The sequence below is a fragment of the Chryseobacterium sp. T16E-39 genome (genome assembly GCF_002216065.1).
Taxonomy (GTDB): domain Bacteria; phylum Bacteroidota; class Bacteroidia; order Flavobacteriales; family Weeksellaceae; genus Chryseobacterium.
Map to the genome: position 1 here is coordinate 938,252 of NZ_CP022282.1, position 13,852 is coordinate 952,103.

Here is a 13,852-nt window from a genome sequence, read left to right on the forward strand (position 1 = left end):
CCTAGCTAATCTAATTTTTGTAATAATAATCTGATCTTCTTTTTTATTCTAAAAAATATGCCTGTCTGATATTTTAGTAAATCATAAATTTCGTTCGAGGTAGTGTACTCAACCGGAATTGATCGTCCGTTTATTTCTTTTAATCCTCTGCGCTTCATCGCATTATAAATTACCTTCGCAAATTCCTCGCGTGTTGCAGATGCATTTTCGAATTGAGAAATTCCTCCCAAATGACTACGGTACAGATAATTAGGTTCTTTAATAAAGTAGGCTTTTCCTTTTTCATACAGTTTCAAATACAGATCCTGATCTTCCGCAGTATTCAAAGAAGGATCTATTTTTTCGGTTCTTTCATAGAGTGATTTTTTAAAAGTTACAAAGTGACTAATATGCAATGGACTATTAAAAAAATAAGGATCGTCGTTCAAAACCTGCATTAAATTCCTGGGTATTCCAATAGGACAAAGATTTTCATCACATTTCACATATTGAGAATAGGTAAGTGCTACATTTCTCTTCAGGTAATACGTAAAAATAGCGCTGTGTATCGCATACGGCATCAAGGCGTCATCAGGATCTACAAAACCGCATATTTCTCCGGCCGCAAGTTCTATAAGTTTTGATTTCGTAGCACTTACGCCAGAATTGCAAGCATTTTTATACAGTCTGAATCTTTTATCATTTCCGATTAATTTCTCAATTATTTCAACTGAACCATCAGTGGAGCCATCATCTACAATAACAGCTTCCCAATTACTGTATTTTTGTTTTACAATTGAATCATAACAATTTCTAAAAAAATACCCGTTATTATAGTTTGCAATTAAAAGAGAGAATTTTAATTTTAGCATTTCCATCTTCTTTTTTTGCAAATTTAGACAGATGGGAATATTATTTTTTGAAGATATCTTAAAATAACACCTCATTCTAAATTAATTTTACAAGACCTGAAAAAACAAAATAAATTCAATTCCTCATTGAATAAAAGATGAATCAAATCGAAAATAAATAATATACAATTATCTATTTAACCCAAAACAGGATATTATTTTGAATATAATTGAGTACTATTTCTATGGAATAGGTTTTGCTCTCATCAATACAACTTTTTAACCGATATAACACATGAAAATAGCAACCTATAATGTAAATGGAATCAGAGCCCGTTTATCAGTTTTACTTCAATGGTTAAAGGAATCTCAACCCGATATTGTCTGCCTTCAGGAACTTAAAGCTCCACAAGAAAGTTTTCCTTTAGAGGAAATACATGCAGCAGGATATCAAGCCATATGGCATGGCCAGAAAAGCTGGAATGGGGTAGCCATCCTTTCAAAAGGATATGAAATTAAGGAAGTCCAGAATGTTTTACCCGGAGATCCTGATGATGTTCAGAGCCGTTATATTGAGGCTATTATTAATCAAACAGTCATTTGTTGCCTGTATCTTCCTAATGGAAATCCTTATCCGGGGCCAAAATTCGATTATAAATTATCTTGGATCAAACGGCTGCAAAAACGAACCGATGAATTTATTAAAATGGATCTTCCTGCTGTCATTATCGGAGACTTTAATATTATCCCCACAGAAATAGACGTTTACAAACCAGAACGTTGGGAGAATGATGCACTGTACCGGATTGAGGTAAGGAAAGCCTATCAGGAATTGTTAAAGAAAGGCTGGCTGGATTCCATCCGTTCTTTATTTCCCAATGAAACCATCTATACTTTTTGGGATTACCTTTATAAAGCTTATGACCGTAATGCGGGAATCAGGCTTGATCATATTCTGTTAAGTCCTTATTTAATTTCAGGATTAAAATCAGGGGGTGTGGATCAACATGTCCGGGGATGGGAAAAGAGCAGTGATCACGCTCCCACGTGGATAGAACTGGAAAGAGATAAATAACATTGTTAAGCTTAAATCAAAAGATTTTTCGTAATATTATAAGACATTTTTAAAAATACAAACACATGAAAAATACAAAACTATTACTGGCAGTGATAATGACGGCTACTTTCGCTATTGCCGGATCAGCACAGAAAATGACTCCAAAAGGAGGGGATAAAGACAAGCATGGATGTATAGCCTCAGCGGGATATACTTATTCGGTTATAAAAGATGACTGTATAAAGCTTTTTGACGAAAAAATCCAGTTGAGAGAGGCAAATCCTCAAAAATCTTATGTGTCAAGTGTTGTTGTCATTCTAAGCAAAGACAAGAAAAAAGCGGAACTGTTTCTTCCTGATGTGAAAGGAAGTATTATACTCAACAGGACCATGGAATACATGAATACATCCGTTTATAAGAGTAAAAAAGGAAGCTATAATCTTAACAAAGAAAAAGACAACTATACTTTAAAAAAAGGGAAGAAAATTATTTACAGTATTTAAGAAATATAATCACCATCAGGTATTTAATGAATAGAGATTGTTATATATTCATAACAATCTCTATTTTTTATTTTTCTTTAAGTTCTTTATTAATTTGCTTTTCGGCATTTTCAGCTTTCTTTTCCTGAGCTTCTTTTTCTTTACGCTGCTGAACTCTTGATTTCTTTTCTGCCCGTCTTTCCTGACGAATCACTTTATTGGATTTCCTGTTGTACAGGGCATCTACAATTCCCTGTCCGGTTTTGCTGAATATTTTTATCTTAGGCTTATCATGGGTTCCGGTAACCACAACCGGAAAACCGATCCATCCACCAGGAGGAAGACCTATCCTGACCCTTAGGTCAAGCAATCCGTTAAAACTCGTAGTTCCACTGATAGAAGGTCTTAAGACAGATACTTTAAAGGTAAATTTATCTACATGGATCAGATTATTTTTAATGACCGTTTCTATATTTACTCCCTTCATATCTGGATTATTAAAAGCATTAGCTCCTACATTGTCTCCAATTACAGATAGCATTTTAAGGTTTTTTACTTCTACATCCCGAAGATTTACAATCCCCCCACCTTCAAGAGACGGATAGATAGGTCTCATATTTTTATCAAAATCACCTTTTAACTTATAGTCCAGGGATACAATTCCTTTTACATTTTTAGCAGCGGTTACCATTTCACGAACCATATCAATTTCTTTATATGCCCGCTGTACATCAAAATCTTTCACCTTAAGAGCTATATCATAATTAGCCGTTAGCGGAGATTCGTCCATATACCGCGCATCAATATCCATACGGCTTCCGATAATATCAAAAGAAGTATTTTTAAGGTATACCTGGCCTGCATTGACAGAAGCAAGCCCCTGAAGATGGTTAAGATCCAAACCTTTAAATTCCACTTTCCTGGCACGGGCTTCTAAAGAAACATCCAGGTTTTTAGGAATAATTACAACACCGCTGCTTTTTGGATTTTCAACCTTTGCATATTCAACCTCTATAGATTTATCGATATTGTCCCCATCTTTGAGTGCCATGAATTCATCAATCAGAATATAATTCGAATTAAGATCGAATTTCCCATGCAGCGTTCCTTTTCTTTCAATAAAATAATTAATGGTATTCAGCAAATATCCGTTTAATGCAAAATCAGATTTTCCATACGTTGCAAGAAACTTCCTGAACCACATTTTCTCATTTTCAAATTGGAAATTTCCTTCTTTAATATAAAATGACTTTGGCAAATAAGCTGTTGTCGCTTTTATATTTTTAAGGATTAAAGTCCCTTTATTATCAAGTTTACTGTATTGTCCGGTTGTCGCGTAACTTTGCCTGCCATTCAGTGACAGATCAGCCATGATCAGTCCACTTACGTCAAATCCTTTTTTAGCAAACACTTTATAAATTCTTCCGACATTTAAAACTCCTTTCGCTTTCACCTTATACAGTAAATCTTCAAAATCATGCAGGTCGGCACTTACATAAACGGGATTCCCCTCAAAATCAAAACTGAAAGGATCCAGTTTTACCCCAAGACTCCTAAAAGTACCATCTGTATTATTAATATTAGCCACCAGATTGATATTTTGTATCGCATTTGGATAATATTTTGTTTTAAGCCATCCGTTTTTTAAATGAAGATATCCGTCCGTTTTTGGAAATAATTTCTTATCGAGGCTGAAAATCCCGTTAGCTTTGATGTTGGTATCCATAAGTCCACGGACATCAATATTTTTCAAGCCTAATGCCTGATCCAGCGTCTGAAGGTCAACCGCTCCTTTTACATTTGCATTGACCTGCATTTCTTTTAGTCCCTTTGTCCTTACAACAGCTCTGAAAGTATTGTTTCTTCCCAAATCAAAACTCAGATTTCTGAGATTAAGATTCAGCTGTTCTGTATCTAATGAGGGAAGGTCCACATTCAGGTCCATATTGAGGTTATTCATGGGAACCGGAGCTTTCCCGTTGGATACAAAACCATCTTTTACAAGCAGTCTTGCCTTCAATCTGGGTTTTAGCTTTTTAGGTTCACTGAACCGTCCTTTCAGGCTGAAAAAAAGATCACTGTTGCCTTCGATTTTAGTATCTTTCGCCCAATCCAGATATTGAGGAGGCAATACAGAGATCATGTCCCTTATCGTTGTTTTTTCTGAAGCGGCATTGATATCAAGATTGTATCCGTCTTTGAGAATACTCAGGGACCCCGTAAATTTTAAAGGAAGGTCATTGATCTTTAATTCATTTTTTCTTAACACAAAAGTCAATGCATTGGTATTAATTCTTGTAATTAAATCGGCTCTGAGGCTTTTTTGTTTGGCATAGTAAATTCTGTTAAGGGCAAAATCAACCTTATTGATCTCCAGATTGGTTTTCAGGTCAAAAATATCTTTACTGAATCCTCCTTTTCCGGTATAATTCAACCCTTTGGCATCCACCAGGATCCGGGCAGCATGATCATTATATTTGATATTCCAGTTTCTGAATTTAATAAGATCCAGTTTTATAGAGGCCCCCTGTTCAGTGGTATCTTTTGGTTTACCTGAAGGTTTGGAAACATAAACGTTATAGTTGGCTTCTCCTTTACTATTAACAAAAACATTGGCATCTGCATCCGTTACATATATTTCATCGATCTTGACTTCACGGTCAAAGATCAGGTTTTTAAGGTTGATTCCTACCGCAACTTCTTTAGCAGCAAGTAATGTATCTTCCTGAAATGGCTTTGAACCTTTTAAAACAAGCTGATCCACAGAAACTGTAAGGGAAGGGAAGTGTTTAAAAAAAGAAAGATGTGTTTTTTTATAATCCAGCTTTCCCGCAAGGTGCTTATTCGCAAATATTTTAACCTGCTGAGAAATGGTTCCCGGAAATAGGATAGGGATAATAAACATCAGGAACAAGATCGATACGATCGAAATTCCTGACCATTTTAAAATCTTCAAAATTATTTTTTTTAGCCGTTCCATACATTGATAATTTTGAGTTAAACGAATGAGGATAATAAACAAGAACAGTTAATTATAATCTAAAATCAAGCCATTTATCATAATATTTTCCAGCACATCCGATTCATACATCATGAATAAAGCCTTTAGATCCCAAAAAATAAAAGCATCTCATTGAGATGCTTTTACATAATACAGAGTAATCTGTTTTATATTTTATCCTTCAAAAATAAGCCGGCCATCGAATGGCTCACTCCATAATATGAAGATATTATCTTCGAATCTATTGATTTCAGCCTGAACAATTTCAAACTCTCCTTTGTCGTTTTTTCTTTCTATCGTAAGATTAGATCCCTCACCAATATCTGAAACCTGATAGGTCAGCTCATATTTTCCATCGTTGTTTTTTACAAAATCTTCTTTTTTAAAATTTCTTTGTGACATGATATAAAGTTTTGAATTTCTTTTACAACAGAATATATTATGCCAAATCATTGTTTAATATTATTTTTTTATAAAAAATAACAACTTTAAGATATTAAATTCACAAAAAATACAATATGAAATAAATACCTTTAGAATAGTTTAAGTCCTACAATTCCCACAACAATTAATAATGCTGAAAGCAATCTGAAAACATTAGCAGAATCATGGAAAAAAAAGATTCCAACCAACAATGTTCCTACCGCACCAATTCCCGTCCATACTGCATAAGCGGTTCCAATAGGAATGATTTTCTGTGCATACCAAAGCAAAAAACCACTGATGCTCATACAAACAACAGAAAAAAATATCCATCCGAATTTATTGCCATCAGGTTGTTGCGACATTTTGATGCCCAGTGGCCATCCAATTTCGAAAATTCCGGCTATAATTAATGCAATCCAATTCATATTTTTTAATTTTATATTATTTCAAAAAAGTAGGATTGGAATATACCAACCCTACCTAACATGATTAAGGTTAGAGAATTAACCTTTCCGGCAAAAAAGGAACTTACTGTAGATTTTTATTGATTCTTAACCATGTTTTTACCACATCATAAAAACTGAAAACTTTGAGTCATTAAGCGTACAGCATTTTTACGTTGTAAAAGTACTGGTAAATGCTAATTTTCAACAGATTAAATAAAGTGACATCGCAAAAATCAAAGTTGAAGTGTCTTTTTTACAGGATGAAACGTCAAGTACGTTTACTTAATGATATTTCTCTCTAATACCCTAAATCCACTTAGAATATCCTATATTTAGGGTGATATTTTCACTGCGATCATCATTATGGGAAAATCAATAGAATCACTTGAAGAGTTTTACCAACACAAGCTTACTTCTGCCACAGAAGGGGTAAGAAAGGATAATGACCAGTTCAATATTTTTAATATTGAAGAGAATATCATTACAGGAACAACTTCCCCCAGCTATATCAGAAGGAATTTTTACAAGATCATGCTTTTTAAAGGGAAAAATGTATTCCATTACAGTGATAAAAGCATTCCTATTGAAGGTGATACTTTACTGTTTTTTGATCCTAAAACACCTTATACTTATGATTCTTTAGAACCGGACAGCAAAGGATGGTTTTGTGTATTTAAACAGGAATTTTTCCAAACCAGCCTTCGCATCAATCTCAATGAACTTCCATTGTTTTCAAAGGAAAACCATCCTGTGTTTAAAGTTAATTCAGAAGAGTCAGAAGAGATCGAGGCAATTTTCAAAAAGATCAGCAAAACGGCTGATAAAGACTATGTGTATAAATATGAGTTAATTAAAAGCTATGTGAGTGAACTGATCTATCTGGCCATGCAGCTTCACCCCAGTGAAGAGGTGTCGGGCCAATCTGATTCAAGCTCACGTATTACAGCTATTTTCAATGAATTACTGGATAGACAATTCCCTATAGATTCTAAAACACAAAGGTTTGAACTGAGATCCCCAAAACTGATTGCGGATCAACTTTCTATACACGTCAATTCTCTTAACAGAGCCATTAAAAATACAACGGGCCTTACCACTACCGATCATATTTTTGAGAAACTTACCGCAGAAGCTAAGGCACTTTTAAAACATACCGACTGGAATATCGCAGAAATCAGTTATGCCCTGGGATTCGAAGATCAGGCTCATTTTAATCATTTTTTTAAAAAACATACCCATATCAATCCATCAGCATTCCGACAGGTTTGAATCTGACAAAAAATGGTTTTTATATCACAAAGTACACCCTGATGCTCTCATCTACCTTTGTAGAAAAAGAAATTATGACTAATACAAAGGTTTGGTATATCACCGGAGCATCGAAAGGAATGGGATTTTCAATAGCTAAGCAATTGCTGATGAAAGGACATTGTGTGGCTGCAACTTCAAGATCTATAGGTGCTTTTGATCCACTTCTACAATATGGCGAAAAATTCCTTCCATTAGAGGCTGATCTGAAAGATGAAAACTCCATCGCACAATCAATGAAAAATACTTATGATCAATTTGGACAATTGGATATCATTATCAACAATGCCGGTTATGGCCTTGGTGGAGCACTTGAAGAACTTAGCTCAGATGAAATAAACGAGAATTTTGAGGTCAACTTTTTTGCAGTGGTTAAAGTCATACAGCAAGCTTTACCCTATCTGAGAAAACAAAGATCAGGACACATTATTAATATTTCATCGATTGCCGGGTTTGCTCCAGGTTTAGGCTGGTCGATGTATTGCGCGGCCAAATTTGCCGTTAGTGGTTTGTCTGAAGCACTTGCTAATGATCTGAAACCATTGGGAATCAATGTAACCAATGTTTTGCCGGGTTGGTTCAGAACAAATTTTGCCAACACAGATTCAATAGCTTATAATAAAAACAGGATAGAGGATTACAACTACCTTCGTGAATACCATGATAAGATGAACAATATGAGTGGAACTCAATTGGGTGATCCTGAAAAAATAGCGGATGTATTTTTAAAACTGATCAACAGTAATTCACCAGCCATCAATTTGTTTTTAGGCAGCGATTCTTTTACCAGGGCCAAAAGCAAAATAGAACAGCTGAATGAAGAAATAAACATCTGGAAAGATCTCTCTTTTTCTACAGATTTCCCCTCTTAATAAAAGCTTTACCAATCAATATCCTCTATAATGCATATAGAGGATTTTTTATGAAAGCCGAATGACGAATGAATTAAAATTATTTAAATTGCCTGACTAAATTACAGTGAAAAGTTTTTAAAACTGATCGCTGTAATACATCAATTTATAATCAAGATCCAGCGATGCTAACAGATATTATCAGCAACAATCTCACTGTTATTTTTTGTGGAATTAATCCAGGCTTAAAATCAGCAAATGATGGCTATCATTTCTCAGGAAGGAGCAACCAGTTTTGGAAAGTCCTGCATCAGTCGGGTTTTACTCCTTATCAGATTGAAGCGGTACACGACCGGACCATTCTGAATTTTGGATTAGGTCTTACTACCGCTGTAGCAAGGGCGACATCTCGGGCAGATGAACTTTCAAAAGAAGAATTTGACAATTCTCTCGAATCTTTTAAAGCCAAAATAACAGAGTTTCAACCCAGGTATATTGCTTTTCTTGGTAAAGCAGCTTACAAAGCTTTTTCAAAGAAAAAAGAAATTCCCTGGGGATTACAGCCTGAAGATTTTTGTGGCTCCAGGGTTTGGGTTGTTCCTAATCCAAGTGGTTTAAACCGAGGATTTACGCTCGATGATCTTGTTACCTCTTATGGAGAACTATATGCAGAAATCCAATCCATTTAGCAACTCATCTAATTTTAAAGTTAAACCTTATTCGGTTTGCTAACATATTTATTTCCTTTAACGAAGAAACGCCATGGCAAAAGTGCATCTTCCTGTGCATAAGCAACTCCTACACGTGGGGTTGCTATAATTTCATCGTCAGAATATCGGATCTTTTGATCTTCAATCCAGATTTCTTCTCCTGCTATATCTTTTTTATTCAATGAGCGGTCAATTCCTAAAGCCTTTGCAGCAGACCCCGGACCAGATGAAATAGCAGCTTTTGTAGCAGGCATATTCCGTCTTAATTCCATAATCTCTTTACCTATCAATGGTTCAATCGCCCTGATCAGCACAGCATGAGGCTCATCCATAACAGAGGTAACAATATTAAAAAGATGATGAATGCCATAGCATAAATACACATAAGAAATACCTCCTTCATGATAAAGAATTTCAGTTCTGTCTGTTCGTCGCCCACCATAGGCATGAGAAGCTTTATCCACAACTCCGAAATAGGCCTCTGTTTCTACAATAATACCTGCGGTGATCTCATCATTAATCTGTGTGAAAAGCATTTTCCCTAAAAGGTCTTTTGCTAAAAACAGGACATCGGGATTTTGATAATAGGAGTGAGGTAGTTTCAAATCAACTCATTTTATTAATTACATCATCAAAGTTAAAGAAAAACTACTATTTTCATACTCTTTGGATCAGCAGTTTTCTTCAATCTGGGATGGAATATCACCTAATCGGTGAACTAATTTCGCATCATAAAGCAGTCAATATTTATGAACATCTCAAATACAATATCATCTTATTTTCCTTTGATCCTAACGAAGTCTTTTATACAAATAGCAGCATTTTTTGTAATGACAGGTATTCCTACATTGACTCATGCCCAACTGGAACTATACACTAAATTCAACCAGGACGGATCCTTAAATCCTGTCATTAACTACAATGGAAGCAAAAAGATCAATGATCAATTTGCGCTTACTTTTTTCGGACTGATCCGGGAACAGTGGAGCCAGGCTCTGATTGGAATATCTTATTCACCCACCCATTCGGTTAGTTTTTCCGCAAGCGCAGGGATAGAACATGGCCAAAGTTCCCCCAGATATTCCGCAAGTATATGGCTGAGGAACAATAAAACTTCATTCCTGATCCTTGGAGAACTGGGAAGCGGTCATGAAAATTATTTGTATAAGATCAATATGTTTCATGAATTTTCAGAAAAATTCAGCCTTGGAATCATGGATTGGCGCTACCATGGACTGGGACCTAATATACGGTATACCATTCCCAAACTTCAGTCTACCATTTGGCTTATGCCCGCCTATGATCATGAGCAAAAGATATTCAGAAATATGCTTGGAATAAGTGTTCGGATGTAAATGGCTTTATCTTCGGAAAAAAAATCATTATATATTTTTTCTTAATATTTCAAGGGATTGCTCGATTTCCTGCGGAGTAAGCGATGCAAAGCCTAAGCGAAGTCCATTGGGGCTGAAGACCTCATTATTATAAAATGAGCCATCTGCAATTTTCAATCCTTTTTTTGCAACTTTCTGTGACAGATCAGATAAACTGATGCTTTTGTCGAAAATCGACCAGATGGCGAGTCCACCTTCAGGAATCTTAAACGTTATGATATCATTAAAATCAGTCTTCAGTATTTCGCAAAACAGATCGCGCCGCTGTCTGTAAATCTTGAGGGATTTACGGAAATGTCTTTCCATTTCTCCATTATTGAATAAAGATGAAAATGCTTCTTCAAGCAATGAGTCACCCTGTTTATCTATAAGCTGTCTTAATGAAGAGGCCGCTTCTATAAAGGATGGATCGGCAATCATAAAGCCTATTCTGAGTGCAGGTGCAAAAGTTTTGGTTACAGAACCTATATAAATAACATTCCTGTTGTGGTCTATACTGGCTAATGGAATATAAGGTTTATTGTTATAATGAAAATCGAAATCATAATCATCTTCAATAATGGCAAAACGGTATTCTTTAGCCAATTTCATTAATTTCAATCTCCTTTCCATACTCATCGTTACCGTAGTTGGAAAATGGTGATGTGGAATAATATACACCGCTTTAATGGTCTTATGTTTCAGTACCACTTCTAAGAAATCGATATCCATTCCATACTCATCTACCGGAATCCTCAACAGATGAGCTCCTGAATATCTGAAGATTTCATCTGCCGAATGATAATTTGAAGTTCCTACAGCAATATAATCAGAAGGTTTTAACAAAAGTTGTGTGGAAAGATAAATACCCATCTGACTTCCTTTTGTAATGAGTAAATTCTGAGGATCAACAGCTAAGCCTCTGGTTGTAGCCAGGTATCGGCAAAGCGCGACCCGAAGGTGTTCTGACCCATTTGGATATCCATATTTGAGGAAGTTTTTTCCATAAAACTTTTTTGAAATGCTCCTGTATTCCCGCATCAACAGATCTATCGGTGTCAATCGTACATCAGGAAATCCATCATCAATTGTCAGAACAGACTGTTGAAAGTTATCACTTCCTTTGCGATCCAGAAAAGGATTGGTCCAGAGAAATGATTTCTCAGGAATCTCCGAACTTTTCATAGAAAGATCTTTATGGACTTTTTCAAGAACCGGTAGTTTTGAAAACACAAATATTCCTTTACGCTCAACAGATTCAGCCCAACCCTGACTTATCAATTCTTCATAAGCCAGTTTTACAGTATTACGGTTCAGACCAATAAGTTCAGAAAGAATCCTGGTGCTGGGCAACACATCTTTAGGCTGTAATGTTCCATCGGTAATCAGGCTTATAAAGCTATTACACAGTTGCACATACAGGGACACATCAGAATCCCTGTTTAATTGTATCAGTGATTTGTAGGGTAACATTTGATTTTTTCTGATTTTTTTGACAATACAATATAATAAAAAAAGCTGCTCCATAATTTTTACAGGAACAGCAATGATTGAAGTAAAACGGACAAAAGCCTAAGAAGGAATAAGTTGAGTCGTAATTCCAATTCTATTCCATGCATTAATTGTGATGATTGCAAGAATTACCTGAGCAAGATAGCTTTCCCCTAAAGCGTTCAAAGCTTCCTCATAAGTCCCGTCCTTAACATGATTGCCAATTAATGTAACTTCTTCAGTCAATGCTAATATAGCACGCTCTTCATCAGTAAAAAAAGGAGTATCGCGCCATGCATTAAGGGCATAAATACGCTGTTCCGTCTCACCTGTTTTCCGGGCTTCTTTTGTATGCATATCTATACAGAATGCACAGCCATTGATCTGGGAAGCTCTGATTTTGATCAGGTCTTTATGGATCTTCGTTAATGGAGTGCTTTCAATGAATTTCTCAAGGCCCAGGATCGCCTGGTATCCGGCAGGTTCTACCTGATCGATTTTAATACGTGTTGACATTATATTATTTAATTTATTTTAAAAGTATTGAATTGTACAGGACAAAGGTAAAAGGGTTGTGGATCATCTTTACAGACCAGATAAAAAAATAGACATGGCCCAGATAAACAAGTAACAAGAACATTGTTCCCTCTATATGAGCTTCTAAGCTTCTTTTTTCTTTAAGAAATTATCCAGACTCCAATGATAAGTGGGTATAAAAGAGAGGAGAAGGCTTGCAGTAGTTGCTGTGAAAACTCCAAAATTGATCGGTTTTTGTATTCCTACTGAAAAAATCATAAATAAAATAAATGTAAACGTAAGCAATGAGGCTCCAAGTGCTGCATATTTTGTTTTAAAACCGATGATCAGGAGAATACCAATAAGCAATTCAGATAGGGTGGCAACAGTTCCCATAACATTAACCATAGGTCGGTCAAAAAATGGCATCAGGGTAGTGGTATAGTTGATGAAATTTTCCCAATTTCCCCATTCTATATTTCCGGTACCTGGAGCTCCCAAAAGTCCCAGCCTGTCTGAAACAGGAGTTAAAAATGTAATTCCCAGTGCACATCTTAAAAGAAGTTGTGGGATTCTGAATGATTCTTTCATAATAATGTATTAATATTGGTACAAAAGTATCACCAATCTGAACCTCTTTACGCACCCAGATTGATCAAAATAGATGGCCCAGAAATCTCACTTTATATTTTTTTAAAGCCTGGGCTGGTGATTATCTTTGATCTGGTATATGATTTAAGGCTAGCATTATACGATCTTCGGCATAAAGAAATATGTTCAATTATGCTAAGAAAGGTGGCTGTTTTTTGTGGTTCAAGTTTAAGTAATAAAGAAATATACCATGAGAACGCAATTCAACTGGGTCAACTGCTTGCCAGTAATAATATAGAGTTGGTTTATGGAGGTTCAGATACCGGACTGATGGGAATATTAGCCAGTGCAGTCATTGACAATGGTGGAACAGTTATTGGTGTTTTGCCAGATTTCCTGAAAAAAAGGGAAATAGCCCATAATAAACTCAGTCAGTTGATTGTAGTCAATACGATGCATGAACGAAAAGCAATGATGAATGAACTATCGGATGCTTTTATTGCATTACCAGGTGGGCTGGGAACGCTGGACGAATTATTTGAGATGCTGACATGGTTGCAACTCGGACTCCATCAAAAACAGATTATCCTTCTTAACATCGATGGTTTTTATGATCCTCTTTTAGCATTCTTGCAAACAATGTCTGACCAGAAATTCCTGAAACCTTTGGATCCATCCCGCTTTTTAGTTTGTAATTCGACGGAGGATGGAATTAAAGCATTAAAAAACAGAATGCCATAATTCAAAAGATTGTCAGTACATTTGAAAAA

The 13,852-nt window shown here is 35.7% G+C and carries 15 protein-coding genes; 7 read left to right on the top strand and 8 right to left on the bottom strand.

Features of this window, described 5'->3' with window-relative positions; genetic code table 11:
• Positions 1-5: 5 nt before the first annotated feature.
• A complete protein-coding gene (locus CEY12_RS04030) occupies positions 6-851 on the bottom strand; it encodes a glycosyltransferase family 2 protein (protein ID WP_089029783.1) in 846 nt (281 codons plus the stop codon).
• 274 nt (positions 852-1,125) lie between these two features.
• Between CEY12_RS04030 and xth the strand changes: the two genes are divergently transcribed.
• On the top strand, positions 1,126-1,905 hold the full coding sequence (gene xth, locus CEY12_RS04035) for an exodeoxyribonuclease III (RefSeq protein WP_089026465.1): 780 nt from the start codon (positions 1,126-1,128) through the stop codon (positions 1,903-1,905).
• A gap of 65 nt (positions 1,906-1,970) precedes the next feature.
• Complete coding sequence (locus CEY12_RS04040) at positions 1,971-2,390, top strand: hypothetical protein (RefSeq protein WP_228409790.1); 420 nt, start codon at positions 1,971-1,973, stop codon at positions 2,388-2,390.
• Between the two features lie 67 nt (positions 2,391-2,457).
• Here the strand turns inward: CEY12_RS04040 and CEY12_RS04045 are convergent, their stop codons facing one another.
• From CEY12_RS04045 to CEY12_RS04055, 3 genes are all read right to left on the bottom strand, one after another.
• Complete coding sequence (locus CEY12_RS04045; protein ID WP_228409791.1) at positions 2,458-5,325, bottom strand: AsmA-like C-terminal region-containing protein; 2,868 nt, start codon at positions 5,323-5,325, stop codon at positions 2,458-2,460.
• Between the two features lie 219 nt (positions 5,326-5,544).
• Positions 5,545-5,772 carry a glutathione synthase gene (locus CEY12_RS04050; protein ID WP_089026467.1) on the bottom strand — a complete coding sequence of 76 codons (228 nt, stop codon included), beginning with the start codon at positions 5,770-5,772 and terminating at the stop codon, positions 5,545-5,547.
• A gap of 131 nt (positions 5,773-5,903) precedes the next feature.
• On the bottom strand, positions 5,904-6,221 hold the full coding sequence (locus CEY12_RS04055; RefSeq protein ID WP_089026468.1) for a DMT family transporter: 318 nt from the start codon (positions 6,219-6,221) through the stop codon (positions 5,904-5,906).
• Between the two features lie 384 nt (positions 6,222-6,605).
• Here CEY12_RS04055 and CEY12_RS04060 point away from each other — a divergent pair, with 384 nt between their 5' ends.
• The 3 genes from CEY12_RS04060 to mug all read left to right on the top strand — a co-directional run bounded on the left by CEY12_RS04060 (position 6,606) and on the right by mug (position 9,090).
• Entirely contained in the window at positions 6,606-7,511 is a 906-nt protein-coding gene (locus CEY12_RS04060) for a helix-turn-helix domain-containing protein (RefSeq protein ID WP_089026469.1), read from the top strand.
• A 74-nt stretch (positions 7,512-7,585) separates the two neighbouring features.
• Complete coding sequence (locus CEY12_RS04065) at positions 7,586-8,422, top strand: SDR family NAD(P)-dependent oxidoreductase (RefSeq protein ID WP_089029785.1); 837 nt, start codon at positions 7,586-7,588, stop codon at positions 8,420-8,422.
• 164 nt (positions 8,423-8,586) lie between these two features.
• Positions 8,587-9,090, top strand: a complete 504-nt coding sequence (gene mug, locus CEY12_RS04070; protein ID WP_089026470.1) for a G/U mismatch-specific DNA glycosylase — start codon at positions 8,587-8,589, stop codon at positions 9,088-9,090.
• Between the two features lie 20 nt (positions 9,091-9,110).
• Here the strand turns inward: mug and CEY12_RS04075 are convergent, their stop codons facing one another.
• Entirely contained in the window at positions 9,111-9,716 is a 606-nt protein-coding gene (locus tag CEY12_RS04075) for a DNA-3-methyladenine glycosylase (RefSeq protein ID WP_089026471.1), read from the bottom strand.
• Between the two features lie 144 nt (positions 9,717-9,860).
• Between CEY12_RS04075 and CEY12_RS04080 the strand changes: the two genes are divergently transcribed.
• Entirely contained in the window at positions 9,861-10,466 is a 606-nt protein-coding gene (locus CEY12_RS04080) for a hypothetical protein (RefSeq protein WP_157676750.1), read from the top strand.
• A gap of 27 nt (positions 10,467-10,493) precedes the next feature.
• Here the strand turns inward: CEY12_RS04080 and CEY12_RS04085 are convergent, their stop codons facing one another.
• The 3 genes from CEY12_RS04085 to CEY12_RS04095 all read right to left on the bottom strand — a co-directional run bounded on the left by CEY12_RS04085 (position 10,494) and on the right by CEY12_RS04095 (position 13,082).
• Positions 10,494-11,957, bottom strand: coding sequence for a PLP-dependent aminotransferase family protein (locus CEY12_RS04085; protein ID WP_172821009.1), 1,464 nt, complete (start codon positions 11,955-11,957; stop codon positions 10,494-10,496).
• Between the two features lie 99 nt (positions 11,958-12,056).
• Positions 12,057-12,491 (bottom strand): carboxymuconolactone decarboxylase family protein, encoded by a 435-nt coding sequence (locus CEY12_RS04090; RefSeq protein WP_089026474.1) that lies wholly within the window; start codon positions 12,489-12,491, stop codon positions 12,057-12,059.
• 144 nt (positions 12,492-12,635) lie between these two features.
• Positions 12,636-13,082, bottom strand: a complete 447-nt coding sequence (locus tag CEY12_RS04095) for a DoxX family membrane protein (protein WP_089026475.1) — start codon at positions 13,080-13,082, stop codon at positions 12,636-12,638.
• Positions 13,083-13,274: 192 nt separating this feature from the next.
• Between CEY12_RS04095 and CEY12_RS04100 the strand changes: the two genes are divergently transcribed.
• Complete coding sequence (locus CEY12_RS04100) at positions 13,275-13,823, top strand: TIGR00730 family Rossman fold protein (RefSeq protein WP_089029786.1); 549 nt, start codon at positions 13,275-13,277, stop codon at positions 13,821-13,823.
• Positions 13,824-13,852: the final 29 nt, after the last annotated feature.

Excerpts from the sequence above, each read along its gene's own strand:
- CEY12_RS04090 (WP_089026474.1), bottom strand. The coding sequence starts at position 12,491 with ATGTCAACACGTATTAAAATCGATCAGGTAGAACCTGCCGGATACCAG.
- mug (WP_089026470.1), top strand. The coding sequence starts at position 8,587 with ATGCTAACAGATATTATCAGCAACAATCTCACTGTTATTTTTTGTGGA.
- xth (WP_089026465.1), top strand. The coding sequence starts at position 1,126 with ATGAAAATAGCAACCTATAATGTAAATGGAATCAGAGCCCGTTTATCA.
- CEY12_RS04080 (WP_157676750.1), top strand. The coding sequence starts at position 9,861 with ATGAACATCTCAAATACAATATCATCTTATTTTCCTTTGATCCTAACG.
- CEY12_RS04060 (WP_089026469.1), top strand. The coding sequence starts at position 6,606 with ATGGGAAAATCAATAGAATCACTTGAAGAGTTTTACCAACACAAGCTT.
- CEY12_RS04100 (WP_089029786.1), top strand. The coding sequence starts at position 13,275 with ATGCTAAGAAAGGTGGCTGTTTTTTGTGGTTCAAGTTTAAGTAATAAA.
- CEY12_RS04065 (WP_089029785.1), top strand. The coding sequence starts at position 7,586 with ATGACTAATACAAAGGTTTGGTATATCACCGGAGCATCGAAAGGAATG.
- CEY12_RS04050 (WP_089026467.1), bottom strand. The coding sequence starts at position 5,772 with ATGTCACAAAGAAATTTTAAAAAAGAAGATTTTGTAAAAAACAACGAT.
- CEY12_RS04095 (WP_089026475.1), bottom strand. The coding sequence starts at position 13,082 with ATGAAAGAATCATTCAGAATCCCACAACTTCTTTTAAGATGTGCACTG.
- CEY12_RS04040 (WP_228409790.1), top strand. The coding sequence starts at position 1,971 with ATGAAAAATACAAAACTATTACTGGCAGTGATAATGACGGCTACTTTC.
- CEY12_RS04085 (WP_172821009.1), bottom strand. The coding sequence starts at position 11,957 with ATGTTACCCTACAAATCACTGATACAATTAAACAGGGATTCTGATGTG.
- CEY12_RS04055 (WP_089026468.1), bottom strand. The coding sequence starts at position 6,221 with ATGAATTGGATTGCATTAATTATAGCCGGAATTTTCGAAATTGGATGG.
- CEY12_RS04030 (WP_089029783.1), bottom strand. The coding sequence starts at position 851 with ATGCTAAAATTAAAATTCTCTCTTTTAATTGCAAACTATAATAACGGG.